The organism is Gordonia spumicola, from assembly GCF_009932475.1.
GTDB lineage: Bacteria > Actinomycetota > Actinomycetes > Mycobacteriales > Mycobacteriaceae > Gordonia > Gordonia spumicola.
Genome location: NZ_BJOV01000001.1, coordinates 153,998 through 168,493 on the forward strand (window position 1 = coordinate 153,998; position 14,496 = coordinate 168,493).

A 14,496-nucleotide genomic window follows, 5' to 3' on the forward strand; every position below is an offset into this window, starting at 1 on the left:
GAGCGCGGCGACGTCGGTCATCAGTCGAGAGCGTGCGCCTCGACGACGAACCCGGCCGCGCGGAGTCGTTCGACGAGTACGTCGCCCATCGCGACGCTCGGCGTCAGGACGCCGGACCGGTCGGGGAGCTTGTCGCGGTCGAGCGCGAGGGCGAGAGCGCTCTCACCGAGCATGACCGACGTCGCCTTGTAGCCGGGGTCGCCGTGGGCGCGCATCTGCGAGCGGTAGCGGCGGCCGGTCGTGGTCTTCGTGAACGTCTGCGTGACGAAGTGCCCCGCCTCGCGTGCCTTCTCGTCCGGGCCCTCACCGGGCTTGGGGAGCACGAAGTCGAGGATCTTGCGGGTCGGCCGCAGGCTCATCGCACCGAGGAAGATGCCGGTGCCGACGGACACCGCGCCCGCGATCAGCGCGGACAGTCCGGGGACGCCGCCGACGGCCATCGTCTCCTGGTAGCGGAAACCGTCGCCGTACGCGCCGTCGCGCAACGAGTTGGACCGCCGGACGATGCGTGTATTGAACGAGGCCATGAAGAACGGGGCCAGGGTGCCGCGCAGCGACGGGTCGACCTTGCGGGCGTCGACGGGGGAGATGTCGCTCGGCTCGGAGTTGATGCCCGCGCGCGGCGTGTCGCCGGGGCCTCCGGACAATGCCTGCGGATTCAGCAGCAGGCGACGGGTCTGGGCGTCTTTCGCCTGGTCGGCGATCACCCGGACGGAGTCGATCGTGCCGCCGGACGCGGTGCCCCGCATCGACGTGAGGACCATCGTCGTGTCGGTCATCTCGCCCGCACCGTCCTCGGTGATCTGCCGATGCAGGAGGTACGCGCCGATGTCCGAGGGGATCGAGTCGAATCCGCACGCGTTGACGATGCGTGCGCCGGTACCGCGGGCGGTGTCGTCGGCCTTGTCGATCGCGAACCGCACGAACGGGACCTCTCCGGTGAGGTCGACGTAGTCGGTGCCCGCGGTGGCGGCGGCGATCACCAGGTTCTCGCCGTACTTCAGGTACGGGCCGACCGTGGTGCACACGACCTGCGTCCGTTCGCACATCGCGTCCAACGACGACGGCGACTGCGAGTCGGCGACGATCAACGGCCACGCGGACGCGTTGCTCGAGAGTCGGCGGCGGACCGCGGCCAGCTTGGTCTCGGAGCGCCCGGCCAACGCGATGCGTGTGCCCTCGGGTGCGTGCTGGGCGAGGTACTGGGCGGTGAGCTCCCCGACGAAGCCCGTGGCTCCGAAGACGACCACATCGAATTCGCGACTCATGCCACGAGGTTAGCCGGGGCCGATCGTCCGGTCGATCCCGACGGCGAGCCAACATCCGGCGACGAGCGTGACGGGCACGGCGATCACGTCGAACCCGACCTGATTGCTCACCAGAGCCAGTGCGATGCCCGCGACGGCCGCGGCGATCAGCGTCGCAGACGACCTCCGCCGCGCGAGGCACCAGGCCGCGGTGAACGCGGTCACCTGGAGCGCGGGTGAGGAGTAGCGGATCACGTCGATGGCCGTGTCGAGCGCCGAACCGGACAGGTACACGTCGGGCGGGATCATCGCGGTCAGCTCGAACAGCAGTCCGAGGACGACGGCGAGGGCGACGAGCGGGCGTCGGCGGCGGACGGCGTCGTCGGTCGACACGATGATCGCGAGTCCGGCGGCAACGGTGAGGATTCCGCGGACGATCCGGCCGGGACCGACATCGCGGTACACGTAGGCGTAGTACGGGATCTGCTCGTTGAGGACCCGCGCGAGGCCGCCCGGCGTCATCTCCGACCGGAACTCGAGGTACACGGCGACGTAGCCGAGGACGACCGCGGCGACGGCGGCCGCGCCGAGCACCACGGATCGCCCCGCCCGGCGCGGCCGCGGTGCGGGGAGCGGTTCGCGGACGACCGTCGGCTCATCGGCGGGACGTTCGGCGACCGCCGTGCGCGCACTCACCGCGGTCCGGTCGAGCGGCCGTGAGCGCAGGGCTCCGGCGAGCGCCGATGCGAACTCGAGGTTCGTGGAGTAACGGTCGTCCGGGTCCTTCGCCAGCACGCGCGTGAAGACGGCGTCGAGCGCGGCGGGCAGCCCGGTTCGATGCTCCGACACGGTCGGGATCGGCGAGTTCAGATGCGCGAGCATCACCGCGGGCGGGTTGTCCCCGCGATAGGGCGGGCCGCCGGTCAGCAGTTCGAACGCGGTGCACCCCAACGCGTACACGTCGGCGCGCTGATCGACGGGGCGATCCTGGGCGACGGCCTCGGGGGCCATGTATCCGACGGTGCCGAGGGCTGTCCCGGTGGACGTCAACGACGTCGCCGCGCCGATCGACTTCGCGATCCCGAAATCCGCGAGTCGCACCTCGGGCGTCGCACCGTCGCGGAGCCGGACCAGGATGTTCGCGGGCTTCACATCGCGATGGGTGACGCCGAACTCGGCGTAGGCGTAGTCCAACGCCGATCCGACGCCCGCGACGATCGTCGACACCAGGTCGGGCGGCATGCGGCCGCGGGTCCGCAGGAGTTCACTGGCGTCGGGGCCGTCGACGTACTGCATGGTGAGCCACATCCGGCCGTCGTCGAGTTCGCCCCGGTTCGTACAGGTGGACGATGTTCCCGTGCGCGAGCGGCGCCAGGACGTCGGCCTCGCGGGCGAAGCGTTCACGGAAATCCGGGTCGCGCGAGACTGCGGGGTCGAAGAGCTTCAGGGCGTCCTGCCGCGGCAGCCGTGGATGCTGGACGAGGTACACCTGGCCCATGCCGCCAGCCCCGATCCGGCGGACGACCTCGTATCCGCCGATCCGCGCAGCCTGCGGGCCCGTCATCCGTCCAGGGTAGGCGCGGGCGGGCGGCGCTGTCGCGGCTTCGCGGGGGGTCGTACGAACGGGGGAGGCGTCACCGACTCCGGACCGCCGCGCCCAGCACGAACGCCCCGAGCGGTTTCGGGGACGCCTTCGCGTAGAAGCCGTGGACGTCGGTGATCCGCCACCCGGACGCGGAGATCGCCGCCGGGATGTCCCGCGTGAGGTGGCAGCCGCCGCCGAGACGCTTCTGAAGGGGTTCGAGTCCGCGCTGCCAGCGGCGAACGCCGTCGTCGGGGGCGATGCCGTGCTCGAGGAACCCGAACACGCCGCCGGGTTTGACCACACGGCTCAGCTCGGCGAGCGCCGCGGGCAGGTCGTCGATCGTGCACAGAGTGAAGGTGGACAGCGCCGAGTCGAACGTGTCGTCGTCGAACGGGAGACGCTGACCGTCCAGCCCGGCCCGGTCGATGGGGATCGTCGACGCCGCGACGCGGTCGCGCGCCAGGCGCCAGCCGCCGTCGCTCGGCTCGATCGCCGAGACCCTCTCGACCGACTCCGGGTACTGGCCGACGTTGAAACCCGACCCGAATCCGATCTCCACCACATGACCCGACAGCGGTTCGCAGGCGGCGCGGCGGAGTTTGTCCATCGCGGGCATCCCGCACGTCTTCACGATGATCCGCGGCAGCACCCGCTCCGAATAGAAGCCCATGACGTCACGGTAATAGGGTTTCACCCATGAATCCGTCCACTCTGCAGGCACGCGTGATCGTCGACGAGATGATCCGGGGCGGGATCGACGAAGCCGTCCTGTGCCCCGGGTCGCGGAACGCCCCGCTCGCCTTCGCCCTGCACGCGGCCCACCAGCAGGGACGTCTCCGCCTGCACGTGCGGATCGACGAGCGGTCGGCCGGATACCTCGCGGTGGGACTCGCCGTCGCGTCCGGGAAACCCGTCCCGATCGTGATGACCAGCGGCACGGCCGTCGCCAACATGAGCCCGGCCGTGTTCGAGGCGAACTACGCTCGGGTGCCGCTGATCGTGGTCAGCGCGAACCGGCCGTACGAGCTGCTGGGTTCGGGAGCCAATCAGACGATCGAGCAGTTCGGCATCTTCGGCACCCAGGTCCGCGCGGCCATCAGCCTCGGGCTCGCCGAACAGGACCTCGACACCAATTCGCAGTGGAGGTCGGCCGTCGGACGGGTGATCTCCGCGGCACGCGGTGCGCGCACCGGCAACCCCGGCCCCGTCCAGTTCGACATCCCGCTCCGCGAACCGCTCGTCCCCGACGCGTCGGACGACCCGACGGCCGACCTCGCCGACGTCGCCGGGGGGACGTTCGCGGGTCGACCGGACGGCGAGCCGTGGACGCTGTCGGCCGTCGGACGCCTCGACATCCCCCTCGAGATCGACCTGTCGCGCGACACGGTCGTCGTCTCGGGCCACGGGTCGGGCGTCCACCCGGAGCTCGCCGACCTGCCGACGGTCGCCGAACCGACGGCGCCGCGCCCGGCCAATCCGCTGCATCCCCTGGCGCTCGGCGATCTGACGCCGGCACAGGCGATCATCTGCGGCAGGCCCACACTGCACCGGTCGGTGTCGCGGCTGCTCGCAGACCCGAGAGTCGACGTGTACGCGCTCACCACCGGACCTCGGTGGCCCGATGTGTCGGGCAACGTCCGCGCCACCGGCACCCGTGCGGAGCCGACCGGAGCGCCGACGGCGGAGTGGCTGGCCGGGGCGTCCGACGCGCACGACCGGGTGGTCGAGGCGGTGGACGCCGAACTCGACGCGACCGCCGTCACCACCGGACTGCACGTCGCCAGGGTCGTCGCCTCGGCCATGTCCGCGGGCGACCAGCTCGTCGTCGGCGCGTCCAACCCGGTCCGCGACGTCGCCCTCGCGGGCCGGATCGCCGACGGGGTCCGCGTCATGTCGAACCGGGGAGTCGCGGGCATCGACGGGACCAACGCGACCGCGGTCGGAGCCGCCCTGCGCGCCGCCCCCGGCACCAGGACGATCGCCTTGATGGGCGACCTCACATTCATCCACGACGCCACCGGGCTCGTCATGGGGCCCGCCGAGCCGCGTCCGGCCGACCTGCGGATCGTCGTCGCCAACGACGACGGCGGGGGCATCTTCAGCCTCCTCGAACAGGGCGATCCCCGATTCGACACCGGCGACTACACGGGCGTCTACGAGCGGATCTTCGGGACCCCGCACCGCACCGACCTCGCGGCCCTGTGCGCGGGCTTCCGCATCGGTCACCGCCGAGTGGCCCTCGACGAGCTGCCCGCGGTCCTCGCCGGGCCCGCGCCCGACGGGGGCGTCGAGGTGATCGAGGTGGCGACCAGCCGTGCCGGTCTCCGGCCCGTCCACGACCGGATCGCCGCGCGGCTGCGCCGGGGTAACCTGTGACCTCATGACCAGGATCGTCCAACGGCGCGTGCAGATCGCGCTCGCTGGCCTCGGCGTGATCGTCACGTTGATCGGAGCCGTCATCGTCGCGGGCGCCTACCGGAACGACGCCAAGATCGACGCCAACAAGGCGACGGCCGTCGCCGAGGTCATCGCCGCCGATCGGCTGCACGCCGCCGTCAACTTCGTGACCCCGGACGGTGTGCTGCGCAACCCCAAACTCGGGCTGCTGTACCCGACGCAGCTGTCGACGGGGCAGCGGATCCTCGTCGACTACGACTCGACCGACCCGGACACCCTCGCCCGACCTGCGGGGCGAGGCGCGCAACTGTCGGTGAAGCCCGCGGCGTCGATCGTGGGCGCCGGATGGGTGGTCGTGATCATCCTCATGCTGACCGTGGCCGAAGTGGGGCGGCGCACCCGCCGCGGATAGTCTCGGTGGCATGACAACGGGTTCCCACCGCGCCGGTCTCGACAAGCAGCCGTCCGAAGTCGCCGAGATGTTCGACGGCGTCGCACGCCGCTACGACATCACCAACACGGTGCTCTCGTTCGGGCAGGACCGCCTGTGGCGACGCAACACGCGTCGTGCCCTCGCTCTGCGTCCCCGCGACGTCGTGCTCGACCTCGCGGCCGGGACCGCGGTCTCCACCACCGAGCTCGGCGCGTCCGGCGCCACCGTGATCGCCGCCGACTTCTCGCTCGGCATGCTGCGCGCGGGATTCCGCCGGGACGTGCCCAAGGTCGCGGCCGACGCCCTGCATCTGCCGTTCGCCGACGCGTCGTTCGACGCCGCGACCATCTCGTTCGGTCTGCGCAATGTCAACGACGTGAATCTCGCCCTGTCCGAGCTGAAGCGGGTCCTCAAGCCGGGCGGCCGCCTCGTGATCTGCGAGTTCTCGACGCCGACCTGGAAGCCGTTCCGGACGGTGTACATGGAGTACCTGATGAAGGCGCTGCCCGCCGTGGCGACGCGCGTGTCGAGCAACCCGGACGCCTACGTGTATCTCGCCGAGTCGATCCGGGAATGGCCGACGCAGGACGGTCTCGCCGGACGCATCCGCGACGCGGGGTTCACGGACGTGGGGTGGATCGACCAGACCGGCGGCATCGTCGCCATCCATCACGGCATCCGGCCGTAACCCCGGCACGGTCCGTCCGGTCAGGAGAACGGGGGGCGTGATTCGACGCGGGCGGTGGACCGGCCCGCGGAGTGCCAGGCGCGGGCGATGAGGTCGGTGTCGTCGGGGGTCAGCAGGTTGCCCATCACGCGGACGACCGTCGACATCAGCGCGGCGGAGCGGATGCCCGGCCTGCCGAGCACGGGGACGGTCTTCGGCATGGTGAGCAGGCCCGCGGCACGGCGGGCCGCCGCGAACACCGGACCGTACTCGCGGCGCAGGAGTGCGGGCCACGCCGCGGTGAAGTCGGCCTCGTCGTCGAGCATCGCGACGGCCAGTTCCGCAGTCTCCAACGCGTAGTCGATGCCCTCGCCGTTCAACGGGTTCACGCAGGCAGCGGCGTCGCCGATGAGCATCCAGTTGGCGCCGGCCACCCCGGATACGGCTCCGCCCATCGGCAGGAGCGCCGACGCGATCCGCTGCGGCGGCGCGGTGAGCGACCACTCGTCGCCGACCATCCGCGCGTAGTGCTCGAGGACCGGGCGCAACGCCATCGAGGCGGGTCGTCTCGATGTCGCGAGTGCTCCGACTCCGACGTTGACGAGCCCGTCGCCGAGCGGGAACACCCAGCCGTAGCCGGGCAGCAGTTCGTCGTCGGGGCCGCGCAGCTCCAAGTGCGAGCCCATCCACTCGTCGTCGGCGCGATCGGAGGCGACGTACGATCGCGCGGCCACACCGTAGGCGGTGTCGCGGTGCCATTCGCGACCGAGCGACTTCCCGAGCCCGGAGCGGACGCCGTCGGCGACGATCACGTTTCGCACCGCTATCTGCGCGCGTTCGGCTCCGCGGGTGAGAGTGACCGACTCGATACGACCGCCGGTGATCTGGACGCCGACGGCCTTGGCGCCTTCGACCATGTGCGCGCCGAGGTCGACGGCGAACCGGCGGATAGCGTCGTCGAGTTCCCACCGTGAGACGGCGCTGCCGACGGGACCGAACGTCGACGACGGCCACGGGACCCGTTGCCGCCTGCCCCATCCGTTGAGTTCGAGGCCTCGGATCGTCGGACGGTCGGCGAGGAAGTCTCCCATCCCGAGGTGCCGCATCGCCGAGTGCGCTCGCGGTGTGAGGCCGTCTCCACACGTCTTGTCGCGCGGGAACGTCGCCGCGTCGAGGAGGACGACGTCGAGTCCGCGTCGGGCCGCATGAGCTGCGGCTGCCGCGCCCGCGGGGCCTGCTCCGACGACCAGCAGATCTGCCGACGGCGGCAGGTCTGGGCGGTCGGCGACGTCGGGAAGGGTTGCGCTCGTCACCCGACCAGTATGTCGGGCGGGTCGAAACGATAGGCTGCTGGTGTCATCGACCCTCGCCGAACACGCGGCGACCCGAGAAGACGAGATGGGGCACGAACACCCGTGAAGTCCACATTCGCCGGATTGGATCTCGGCGCAGACGAGTTCGCAGCGCAGGTGCAGGCCTCGCTGGCCCGCGTCGAGGATCTGCTGCTGAGTGAACTCTCGTCGGGTGACGAGATCCTCACGGAGGCCGCGACGCATCTGGCGAAGGCGGGCGGCAAGCGTTTCCGGCCGATGTTCGCGATCCTGTCGTCGCACTTCGGTCCCGACCCGCAGAACGCCGACGTCATCACGTCGGCCGCGGTCATCGAGATGACGCACCTGGCGACCCTCTACCACGACGACGTGATGGACGAGGCTCCGTTGCGTCGCGGTGCGCAGTCGGCGAACGCACGCTGGTCGAACTCGGTGGCGATCCTGGCGGGCGACTTCCTGTTCGCGCGGGCGTCGCACTTGGTGTCGACGTTGGGCCCGGATGCGGTGCGGATCATCGCCGACACGTTCGCCGAGCTCGTCACCGGTCAGATGCGCGAGACCGTCGGCGCGCAGGGCCGCGACCCGGTTGAGCACTACCTGCGTGTGGTGTGGGAGAAGACGGGCTCGCTGATCGCATCGGCCGGCCGCTTCGGCGCCATGTCGGCCGGGGCCGACCCGGAGCGCGCCGCGACGCTGCAGCGCCTCGGCGACATCATCGGCACCGCCTTCCAGGTGTCCGACGACGTCATCGACATCGCATCGGTCACCGGCGACTCCGGCAAGACGCCGGGCACGGATCTGCGCGAGGGCGTCCACACGCTGCCCGTCATCTACGCCCTGCAGGGCGACGGCCCGGACTCGGTGCGTCTGCGGGAACTGCTCGTCGACGCCGACACGGGTGCGGCGCGTCCGGTGACCGACGACGCCGAGGTGACCGAGGCCCTTCACCTGCTGGTGGCGTCGGACGGCATGGTCGCCGCGCGGGCCAAGCTGCAGGAGATGGCGGACGAGGCGAACGGTCTGCTGGCGACGCTGCCCGCGGGTGACGCGAACGACGCGTTCGGCTCGTTGGTGCGGTACACCGTCGAGCGCATCGGCTGACGTCACACCCGGCAGGGGAGTTGCGCCTGGAACTTTCTCGGCGGTCCCCGGCGTTTGAGACTATGACATCTCAGACGACACCACAGGAGGGTCGGCAGTGCATTTCAACGGGCTCAAGACCGCTGCGTTGATGGGGCTGATGTCGGCGATCATCGTCGGCATCGGTGCGGCGTTCGGCAATCGGACCATCCTGATCGTCTCCGTGCTGATCGCGGTGGCGACCAACGCGTACGCGTACTTCAACAGCGCGAAACTGTCGTTGAAGGCGATGCACGCGCAGCCCGTCACCGAAGTGCAGGCCCCCGCGCTGTATCGGATCGTCCGCGAACTGGCGACGGAGGCTCATCAGCCGATGCCCGCCCTGTACATCAGTCCGACGGAGTCGCCGAACGCGTTCGCGACGGGCCGCAACCCGAAGAACGCGGCGGTGTGCTGCACCAGCGGGATCATGGATCTGCTGACCGAGCGGGAGCTGCGCGCCGTCCTCGGTCACGAGTTGTCGCACGTGTACAACCGCGACATCCTGATCAGCTCGATCGCGGGCGCGATGGCCGCGGTCATCACGGGCCTGGCGAACATGGCGATGTGGATGGGCATGTTCGGCGGCAATCGCGAGAACGGGCCCAACCCGCTGGCGATGATCCTCGTCTCCCTGCTGGGGCCGATCGCGGCGAGCGTCATCCAGATGTCGGTGTCGAGGTCGCGGGAGTTCCAGGCGGACGCGTCGGGCGCGGACCTGACGAACGACCCCTTGGCGTTGGCCTCGGCGTTGAACAAGATCTCCGGCGGCATCCAGGCCGCTCCGCTGCCTCCCACGCCGGATCTGACGACGCAGTCGCACCTGATGATCGAGAGCCCGTTCCGGTCCGGCGAGAAGCTGTCGCGCCTGTTCTCGACGCATCCCCCGACCGCCGAACGCATCGCCCGCCTCGAACAGATGGCCCGCGACCGCGGGCAGTCGTACTGATCTGTTTCGGTGATGTGGCCTGGCTCCGGGGCCGGGCTTGTTTTGTCGCGTCGGGTTCGGCGGACGTTGGGTCCAAAGACGCTGGGGACGCGGGAGACGTCCCCCAAACGCTCCCTTCGAACGCATCCGCTCCTGCGGCGGAGGGAGCGGATGCGTTCAGAGGGAGCGGATGGGGGAGGCTCCCGTCGTCCCCAGCATCTTTTGACTGGAGGCGCGCAGGCTACCGGTAGTTGACGAACTGGAGCGCGATGCCGAAGTCCTCGCCCTTGAGGAGGGCGATGACGGCCTGAAGGTCGTCGCGCTTCTTGGAGGAGACGCGGAGTTCGTCGCCCTGGATCTGCGCTTTGACGCCCTTGGGGCCTTCGTCGCGGATCTTCTTGGAGATCTTCTTGGCGTGGTCGGAGTCGATGCCCTGGACGATGTCGCCGGAGATCTTGAACGTCTTGCCGGAGCCGACGGGCTCGCCGGCGTCGAACGCCTTGAGGGAGATGTCGCGGCGGATCAGCTTCTCCTTGAACACCTCGAGGCCCGCGACGGCTCGTTCCTCGGAGTCGGAGGTGATCACGATCTTCTCCTCGCCGGACCAGGCGATGGTGGTGTTGGTGCCGCGGAAGTCGTATCGCTGCGAGAGCTCCTTGCCTGCGGTGTTGAGTGCGTTGTCGACCTCCTGGCGGTCGACCTTGCTCACGACGTCAAACGAAGAATCAGCCATGGAGGGCACACTACACCGTCCCTGAACTGCGGGTTTGCGTGGTGGTGGGAGGTTCGTTGTATTCTTTCTCCCGTTGCCTTCACGGCATCATGGCAGATTGCCCGAGCGGCCAAAGGGAGCGGATTGTAAATCCGTCGCGCAAGCTACACAGGTTCGAATCCTGTATCTGCCACTGACGTGGTGCCCACTTCACGGTGTTGACCAGCTGTTTTGGTTATCTCGCGCCGGTGTGTGTAACCTCGTTGAGGCCTTGCGGTAACGCGGGGTCACGCCCCCTTAGCTCAGTCGGCAGAGCGTTTCCATGGTAAGGAAAAGGTCGACGGTTCGATTCCGTCAGGGGGCTCGCTGGTTTCGCTTCGCAAGACGTGGGACCGACAGGGCGGTGTAGCTCAGCTGGTTAGAGCGCACGACTCATAATCGTGAGGTCGGGGGATCGAGTCCCCCCACCGCTACACATCGAATACCCGGTGCACGCCCCGGTCCGCTACCGCGGGCCGCGATACGGGCCCGAACACAAGTTAGACGCGAAAGTAGGCAAACAAAGTGGCTTCCTCAACCGATGTGCGGCCGAAGATCACCTTGGCATGCGAGGTGTGCAAGCACCGCAACTACATCACCAAGAAGAATCGTCGCAACGATCCCGATCGTCTCGAGCTGAAGAAGTTCTGCCCGAACTGCGGCAAGCACGAGGCGCACAAGGAATCGCGCTGATCATTCGTCGCTCCGCGGCATGACCCACAGCCTTCAAGCGGGCCACCTCACTCTGTGAGGTGGCCCGCTTGATTTTGTTCGCACTCCTGGTAGGAGTGACAATCGTGGGTAACGATCGAGTATCGGTCTTTCTGTGACAGGTGACTATTGTGTGCCTGGACGCCGCAGCCCATGTGCGTCCGGGCGGTGCGACGGCGACCCGCGGGGGGTCGCGTGAGGAGTGTTCAGCAGATGACGCAGCGAGCAGCGGCGACGATGACCCCTGAGGAGATCGCCGCGCACACTCAGTCGATGGTCGGTCACGTGTACACGGTGGACGACTACTACGAGGTGGGTCGCGAGGACATCCGCAGGCATGCGCGGGCCGTGCAGGACCATCATCCGGTCCATTGGAACGAGGCGGCGGCCGCGGAGTTGGGGCACGACACGTTGATCGCCGCGCCGACGTTCATCTCGGTGCTGGGGATCGTCGCGCAGCGTCGCCTGTTCGAGGACGTGGTGACCGGCTACGACGTGTGGCAGGTGATGCAGGCCGATCAGCGGCTGGTGTTCCACCGGCCGGTGAAGGTCGGGGATCGTCTGATCTGTGACGTGTCGCTGGAGTCGTTCCGGCAGTCGATGGGCACGGACATGATGGTCACGAAGAACATCGTGTGGAATCAGCACGACGAGCCGGTCATGACGACGTTCACGTCGTTGGTGGCTCGGCCGTCGGTCGAGGCCGATCCGGCGATGCTCGACAAGCTCGAGCACGTGATGATGTCGACCGATCACACTCCGGACCGGGGGCGGACGGTGTTCGGCCCGTTCGACAGGTACGCGGACGCCGATCCGGTGGTGGAGCCGAAGCCGTACGGTGCGATCGATTTCGACTCGCTGACGGTAGGGCAGGAACTGCCCGCGGTCACGAAGACGCTGACGCTGGGCAATCTGGTGAACTACGCGGGTGTCGCGGGCGACCCGAACCCGATCCATTTCTCGCCGGAGGTGGCGCAGGCGATCGATCTGGAGCATCCGGTGGCGCACGGCATGCAGACGATGGGTCTGGGGGCGGGCGTGATCAGCGCGTTCGTCGGCGATCCCGCGGCCATCTACGAGTACAACGTGCGATTCACGAGCCCGGTGTTCGTCCCGCCGGTCGGATACGCCGAGGTGGACTTCACCGGAAAGGTCCGTTCGCTCGACCCGCAGACGCGTCGCGGGGTGATCGCTCTGGTCGCGAAACAGGGAGATCGGAAGATCTTCGGTCGCGCGCAGGCGCTCGTCCAGTTCGCTTAGGGGAACCGAGTTGGGGCGGGCCGCTGGTTTGCTCTACACTGAACGAGTCTGATGCTTTTCAGCTGCGCGCTGCCCTCAGGGCGGCGCGTTGGTCTTGTAAGCGAAGATCGTGCCGGGCGTGAGCCCGGCGCAAAGGGGCGTAGCTCAACTGGCAGAGCAGCGGTCTCCAAAACCGCAGGTTGCAGGTTCAAGTCCTGTCGCCCCTGCCCTCGGGCAGAATGCATACGAAGGGATCGGTGAGAAGGTGGCCAAGCGGGATCGCAAGGCCGGCGACGTCGACGACACGATCGAGGTCGACGACATCCGGGCCGACGACGAACTCCGTCCGAGCGGCAAGCGCTCGACGCGTGGACGTCGGACGGAAGCCGCGGCGACTGCGGTCGCGACCTCGTCGCGCACCGCCGACAAGGGCGCGTCGTCGAGTCGCAATCCGTTCGCACGCATCTGGGCCTTCCTCAAGCAGGTCGTCAGCGAGATGCGCAAGGTCGTCTGGCCGACGCGCAACGAGATGGTGAACTACACGATCGCAGTGTTCTCGTTCCTGGTGGTCGTGACCGCGATCATCACGGGCTTGGACATCGGCTTCGCGAAGCTGGCCCTTCTGGTGTTCGGCTGACGCGTGAGCAAGCGGGCGTTTCCGCCTGCGACGCTGCGGGGGAAAACCCCGTAGTACTGACGGGCCGCAGGCCCGGGTGAGCAATGAAGGAGTTGGGCGCAGTGAGCACCCCGGAGAACGACATCGAATCGCCGGAGGTCGGTGACGTGACGCCTGATGAGACGACGCAGGCCGCGCCCGAGACCGCCGCAACGCCCGAGCCGGAAGCCGACGTCGATCCCGTCGCCCAGCTGAAGGCCGAACTGCGTCGCGCACCCGGCGAGTGGTACGTCATCCACTCGTACGCGGGCTACGAGAACAAGGTCAAGACCAACCTCGAGACCCGTGTTCAGAACCTCGACGTCGGCGACTACATCTTCCAGGTCGAGGTTCCGACCGAAGAGGTCACCGAGATCAAGAACGGCCAGCAGAAGAAGGTCAACCGCAAGGTCCTTCCCGGCTACATCCTGGTCCGCATGGAACTGAACGACGAGTCGTGGAGCGCCGTGCGCAACACGCCCGGTGTCACCGGTTTCGTCGGGATGACGTCGCGTCCGTCCCCGCTGTCGCTGAAGGAAGTCCTTCAGTTCCTGCTCCCGCGCGCCGAGGTCCGCAAGGCCCAGGCCGCGAAGGCAGCAGCCGAGGCGGGCGAGAGCGTCGAGGCGGCAGCCGCGGCCGTGTCGAACCTCGTCGAGGTCGACTTCGAGGTCGGCGAGTCGGTGACCGTCATGGACGGACCGTTTGCGACCCTCCCGGCCTCCATCAGCGAGGTCAACACCGAACAGCGCAAGGTGAAGGTCCTGGTGTCGATCTTCGGCCGCGAGACTCCTGTCGAGCTCGGCTTCAACCAGGTCGAGAAGATCTGACCGGCTTCACCCGCAAGCGTGCAATGACTTCCGCGTATCCAGCGTGCGCGGATCTGTAGGAAAAAGGACAAGAGGATATGCCTCCCAAGAAGAAGAAGATCTCCGGGATCATCAAGCTCCAGATCCAGGCAGGCGCCGCCAACCCGGCACCGCCCGTGGGTCCGGCTCTCGGTCAGCACGGCGTCAACATCATGGAGTTCTGCAAGGCGTACAACGCCGCGACGGAATCCCAGCGTGGAAACGTCATCCCGGTCGAGATCTTCGTGTACGAAGACCGTTCGTTCGACTTCAAGCTCAAGACCCCGCCGGCGGCCAAGCTGCTGCTGAAGGCCGCAGGCCTGCAGAAGGGCTCGGGCGTGCCGCACACCGACAAGGTCGGCAAGGTGTCGATGGACCAGGTCCGCGAGATCGCGAAGACCAAGGCCGAGGACCTGAACGCCAACGACATCGACGCCGCCGCGAAGATCATCGCAGGCACCGCCCGCTCGATGGGCATCGTCGTCGAAGGCTGATCCACTCGGATCGCACCACCAGAACATCCGTGGGAGGGCCGTGCTCGGCCCACTAACCACTAACTCCCGCCCCGCGCGGGGAGAAGGAACAGAG

At 68.4% G+C, this 14,496-nt stretch carries 16 protein-coding genes and 4 tRNA genes; 14 read left to right on the forward strand and 6 right to left on the reverse strand.

The window, feature by feature from the left end; translation table 11 throughout:
• Positions 1–20: 20 nt before the first annotated feature.
• From GYB83_RS00800 to GYB83_RS00815, 4 genes are all read right to left on the reverse strand, one after another.
• The gene (locus tag GYB83_RS00800) at positions 21–1,268 is read right to left on the reverse strand and encodes a saccharopine dehydrogenase family protein (RefSeq protein ID WP_161893679.1); all 1,248 of its coding nucleotides are present in this window, start codon (positions 1,266–1,268) and stop codon (positions 21–23) included.
• A gap of 9 nt (positions 1,269–1,277) precedes the next feature.
• A complete protein-coding gene (locus GYB83_RS00805) occupies positions 1,278–2,543 on the reverse strand; it encodes a protein kinase domain-containing protein (protein WP_161893680.1) in 1,266 nt (421 codons plus the stop codon).
• Entirely contained in the window at positions 2,512–2,811 is a 300-nt protein-coding gene (locus GYB83_RS00810; RefSeq protein WP_161893681.1) for a protein kinase family protein, read from the reverse strand. The genes GYB83_RS00805 and GYB83_RS00810 overlap by 32 nt, the downstream gene beginning before the upstream one ends.
• Before the next feature lie 70 nt (positions 2,812–2,881).
• Positions 2,882–3,502 (reverse strand): class I SAM-dependent methyltransferase, encoded by a 621-nt coding sequence (locus tag GYB83_RS00815; protein ID WP_161893682.1) that lies wholly within the window; start codon positions 3,500–3,502, stop codon positions 2,882–2,884.
• A 26-nt stretch (positions 3,503–3,528) separates the two neighbouring features.
• Between GYB83_RS00815 and menD the strand changes: the two genes are divergently transcribed.
• From menD to GYB83_RS00830, 3 genes are read left to right on the forward strand one after another with little or no spacing between them, the layout of a single operon-like run.
• Positions 3,529–5,208, forward strand: coding sequence for a 2-succinyl-5-enolpyruvyl-6-hydroxy-3-cyclohexene-1-carboxylic-acid synthase (gene menD, locus GYB83_RS00820; RefSeq protein WP_161893683.1), 1,680 nt, complete (start codon positions 3,529–3,531; stop codon positions 5,206–5,208).
• 4 nt (positions 5,209–5,212) lie between these two features.
• Positions 5,213–5,641, forward strand: coding sequence for a hypothetical protein (locus GYB83_RS00825; RefSeq protein ID WP_161893684.1), 429 nt, complete (start codon positions 5,213–5,215; stop codon positions 5,639–5,641).
• 10 nt (positions 5,642–5,651) lie between these two features.
• Positions 5,652–6,350 (forward strand): demethylmenaquinone methyltransferase, encoded by a 699-nt coding sequence (locus GYB83_RS00830; RefSeq protein WP_161893685.1) that lies wholly within the window; start codon positions 5,652–5,654, stop codon positions 6,348–6,350.
• A 20-nt stretch (positions 6,351–6,370) separates the two neighbouring features.
• Here the strand turns inward: GYB83_RS00830 and GYB83_RS00835 are convergent, their stop codons facing one another.
• A complete protein-coding gene (locus tag GYB83_RS00835) occupies positions 6,371–7,642 on the reverse strand; it encodes a geranylgeranyl reductase family protein (RefSeq protein ID WP_161893686.1) in 1,272 nt (423 codons plus the stop codon).
• A gap of 102 nt (positions 7,643–7,744) precedes the next feature.
• Between GYB83_RS00835 and GYB83_RS00840 the strand changes: the two genes are divergently transcribed.
• The gene (locus GYB83_RS00840) at positions 7,745–8,761 is read left to right on the forward strand and encodes a polyprenyl synthetase family protein (protein WP_161893687.1); all 1,017 of its coding nucleotides are present in this window, start codon (positions 7,745–7,747) and stop codon (positions 8,759–8,761) included.
• Between the two features lie 97 nt (positions 8,762–8,858).
• Positions 8,859–9,728, forward strand: coding sequence for a zinc metalloprotease HtpX (gene htpX / locus GYB83_RS00845; RefSeq protein WP_161893688.1), 870 nt, complete (start codon positions 8,859–8,861; stop codon positions 9,726–9,728).
• Between the two features lie 220 nt (positions 9,729–9,948).
• Here htpX and GYB83_RS00850 read toward each other — a convergent pair whose 3' ends face one another.
• Entirely contained in the window at positions 9,949–10,440 is a 492-nt protein-coding gene (locus GYB83_RS00850; RefSeq protein ID WP_161893689.1) for a YajQ family cyclic di-GMP-binding protein, read from the reverse strand.
• 91 nt (positions 10,441–10,531) lie between these two features.
• On the opposite strand from GYB83_RS00850, the gene GYB83_RS00855 reads away from it, so the two are divergent.
• From GYB83_RS00855 to rplK, 9 genes are all read left to right on the forward strand, one after another.
• Positions 10,532–10,612 (forward strand) — tRNA-Tyr (locus tag GYB83_RS00855).
• A gap of 98 nt (positions 10,613–10,710) precedes the next feature.
• A tRNA-Thr gene (locus GYB83_RS00860) sits at positions 10,711–10,783 on the forward strand.
• A gap of 35 nt (positions 10,784–10,818) precedes the next feature.
• A tRNA-Met gene (locus GYB83_RS00865) sits at positions 10,819–10,892 on the forward strand.
• Between the two features lie 91 nt (positions 10,893–10,983).
• Entirely contained in the window at positions 10,984–11,151 is a 168-nt protein-coding gene (rpmG, locus tag GYB83_RS00870) for a 50S ribosomal protein L33 (RefSeq protein WP_008377524.1), read from the forward strand.
• A gap of 231 nt (positions 11,152–11,382) precedes the next feature.
• Positions 11,383–12,429 carry a fused (3R)-hydroxyacyl-ACP dehydratase subunits HadA/HadB gene (locus GYB83_RS00875; RefSeq protein ID WP_161893690.1) on the forward strand — a complete coding sequence of 349 codons (1,047 nt, stop codon included), beginning with the start codon at positions 11,383–11,385 and terminating at the stop codon, positions 12,427–12,429.
• A 133-nt stretch (positions 12,430–12,562) separates the two neighbouring features.
• A tRNA-Trp gene (locus GYB83_RS00880) sits at positions 12,563–12,635 on the forward strand.
• A 38-nt stretch (positions 12,636–12,673) separates the two neighbouring features.
• Positions 12,674–13,045: a preprotein translocase subunit SecE gene (gene secE / locus GYB83_RS00885; protein ID WP_161893691.1), complete on the forward strand. Its 372-nt coding sequence runs from the start codon at positions 12,674–12,676 to the stop codon at positions 13,043–13,045.
• A gap of 101 nt (positions 13,046–13,146) precedes the next feature.
• The gene (gene nusG / locus GYB83_RS00890) at positions 13,147–13,890 is read left to right on the forward strand and encodes a transcription termination/antitermination protein NusG (RefSeq protein ID WP_161893692.1); all 744 of its coding nucleotides are present in this window, start codon (positions 13,147–13,149) and stop codon (positions 13,888–13,890) included.
• A 77-nt stretch (positions 13,891–13,967) separates the two neighbouring features.
• A complete protein-coding gene (gene rplK / locus GYB83_RS00895) occupies positions 13,968–14,402 on the forward strand; it encodes a 50S ribosomal protein L11 (protein WP_161893693.1) in 435 nt (144 codons plus the stop codon).
• Positions 14,403–14,496: the final 94 nt, after the last annotated feature.